We start from the raw sequence: 2,596 nt of genomic DNA, 5'->3' as shown, positions 1-2,596 counted from the left end.
TGTACCGGCCTCTTCGCGGGCACGCCCGCTCCCACAGAGATCGCGCAAGCCTGAAGCTGACGCTATTCCTGTGGGAGCGGGCGTGCCCGCGAAGAGGCCAGTGCGGGCAACATCACAACATCAGTGAACCGCCAATTCCTGCCGCCCTGCCCAACCCTGGCTACGCGCCCGGAATTGGCGTGGAGCAATAGCGAACAACTCGCGAAAGCGCCGGTAGAAATGCGGAAAACTGACGAACCCACTGGCCACCGCCACTTCGGTCAGCGACTTGCTGGTGTGCTGCAGCAACTGCCGCGCGTGAGTCAGGCGCAGCTCCAGGTAATAGCGTGGCGGTGTGGCCTGCACATGGCGACGGAACAGGCGCTCCAGGTGGCGACGCGACAAGCCCGCATGCTCTGCAATTTCATCAATACCGATTGGGTCTTCAATATTCGCGTGCATCAGCTCCAGTGCCAATCGCACCCCACGCGGCAGACTAGGGTCGACTTCCGGCGCAGTTGAAGGCACGTCGCTCAACACCCGCGAACGATCACAGGCGAGCATCTGCTCCACCGCACGGCGCAGGCCCTCGCCGCCCTTGAACTCGAGCATGGCCAGCATCATGTCCAGCGCACTGCTGGCCCCGGCACAACTCATCCGACGGCTGTCGAGCATGTATGCCTGGCGGCTGACACGCACCTTGGGGAACAACTCGCTCATCATCGCCCGGCCATCCGGGTGGAACGCACAGTCATGGTCGTTGAGCAGCCCGGCTTCGGCCAGGAAGTAGGCGCCATTCCACAGCCCGCCGAGCTGGCAGCCCAGATGGTCGGCCTGGCGCAGCTTGCTGCGCAGAAGCGCCGAAGCCTCCAGGCGCACGCGGAAACCACCGCACACCAGCAGACAGTCGAGCCCGTGCACATCCAGTTCGGCAAGTGCGGTATTGACCGGCAACGCGATGCCGAGGTCACTCATCACCTGCGTACCCTCGCCCACCACCTGGATGTCGAACAGCGGCGTGGCGCTCATCAGGTTGGCAGTGACCAGGCTGTCCATGGCGGCAGTGAAGGCCATCATCGAGAAGTGCTCGCGCAGGACGAAGGCCACGCGGCGGCATGGCAGGCCCAGGGTGGTGCGGCCGGCAGGGTCGAGGTGGGCCAGGTTGGTGTTCTTGAGGATGCTTTCGAAATGGCTCATGGCGATGACTCAAACGCAGGGAAATCGCGGTGGATTCTTCGCGGGCAAGCCCGCTCCCACAGCAACCGCGCAAGCCTGAGGCTGACGCTATCCCCTGTGGGAGCGGGCTTGCCCGCGAATGCTACGACACCGCTATAACAGGATTACTTGCTGGCCTGGGTAGCCGCAGCGCGGGAGGCCTGCAGCCACTGGTCGAACTGCTGACGGTGCGCGGCGACCCACTCCTTGGCATGGCGGGTGATGTCGGCCGGCTTCTTCTCGCCCTTCTGCATCTTCAGGTTCTGGTTGCTCTCGTCATCGGTGCTGATCTGCACCAGCGACAGGAACTTCTCCGCAGCCGGGTTCTTCTTGGCAAAGTCCTTGTTCAGCACCGCCACCACCTTGTCGATGGCAAAGCCGAGGTTCTTGCCGTGGTACATGGTATCGACGTCATTGTTGCCGTCCGGCAGGTCGGTTTTCGGCACTTCCAGCCAGACCACGTCCTTGCCCTCGACCAGCACGCTGGCGATCCACTGTGGCACCCAGGTGAAGTACAGGATCGGCTTGCCTTCCTTGTAGCGGGTGATGGTGTCGGCCATCAGCGCGAAGTACGAGCCCTGGTTGACGGTGACGGTCTTGCCCAGGTCATAGGCTTTCATGTGGTGGGCAATCACCAGCTCGCAGCCCCAGCCCGGGTTGCAGCCGGTCATGTCGGCCTTGCCGTCGCCGTCGGTGTCGAACAGCTTGGCGATTTCGGGTTTCTTCAGGTCGGTGATGTACTTGATGTTGTATTGGTCGGCGGTCTTCTTGTCGATCAGGTAGCCCTGGGCGACGCCCGGCAGGATGTTGCCGGTCTTGACCATCACGTCGTCGCCGCCGGCCTGCTGGTAGAACTTGTCGTGGAGCTTTTCCCACAGGTGCACGGTGAAGTCGGCGTCGCCGTTGGCCAGCGCCACCATCATCACGCCGTACTCGGTCTCCTTCGGCTCCTGCACGTTGTAGCCCAGTTCGCGCAGGCCCTCCATGGCGACTTCACCACGGAAGCGCTCTTCGGCGATGGAGGGGAAGATCGGGGTGACCTTGACCCCTTCTCCCGGTTTGTCGGCCGAAGCGTGGGCGCACAGCGCGGCGGCCACAAGGGTCAGCGCCGTGGCGCATTTGAGAATGCTGCGGGAGAACTTGGATTCGTGCATCGTCGCTTACCTTCTTCTGATTTTTATCTTCAAGTGCGGCAGATCGAATGTATCCACGGAAAAGCTCAGGCAGTCTTGCGCCGCCCTTGGGGTTGCGCCGCGCCGCACAGGCGCAGTACCACGCCTACGGGCCCGGTGTGGTACCAGCGCAGGCTCGGGTCGGCGCTGGTGCGCGCGCCCATGGCCTGGGTCAGGCGGTCGAGGAAGATCGCCAGCAGCACCAGGCCGACACCGCCGACCGTGGCCAG

The 2,596-nt window shown here is 63.4% G+C and carries 2 protein-coding genes and 1 pseudogene; all 3 read right to left on the bottom strand.

What is annotated here, in order from left to right:
* Window positions 1–120: 120 nt before the first annotated feature.
* Window positions 121–1,176 carry a helix-turn-helix domain-containing protein gene (locus J7573_RS25555; protein ID WP_294341355.1) on the bottom strand — a complete coding sequence of 352 codons (1,056 nt, stop codon included), beginning with the start codon at window positions 1,174–1,176 and terminating at the stop codon, window positions 121–123.
* Window positions 1,177–1,319: 143 nt separating this feature from the next.
* Entirely contained in the window at window positions 1,320–2,348 is a 1,029-nt protein-coding gene (proX, locus tag J7573_RS25550; protein WP_294341353.1) for a glycine betaine/L-proline ABC transporter substrate-binding protein ProX, read from the bottom strand.
* Between the two features lie 65 nt (window positions 2,349–2,413).
* Window positions 2,414–2,596 (bottom strand): annotated as a pseudogene (locus tag J7573_RS25545) (glycine/betaine ABC transporter permease); the annotation flags it as partial.

The sequence above is a fragment of the Pseudomonas sp. genome (assembly GCF_017744435.1).
Classification (GTDB): domain Bacteria; phylum Pseudomonadota; class Gammaproteobacteria; order Pseudomonadales; family Pseudomonadaceae; genus Aquipseudomonas.
The sequence above is the reverse complement of the archived record's forward strand: the minus strand, read 5'-3'. Positions and strand labels throughout refer to the sequence as shown.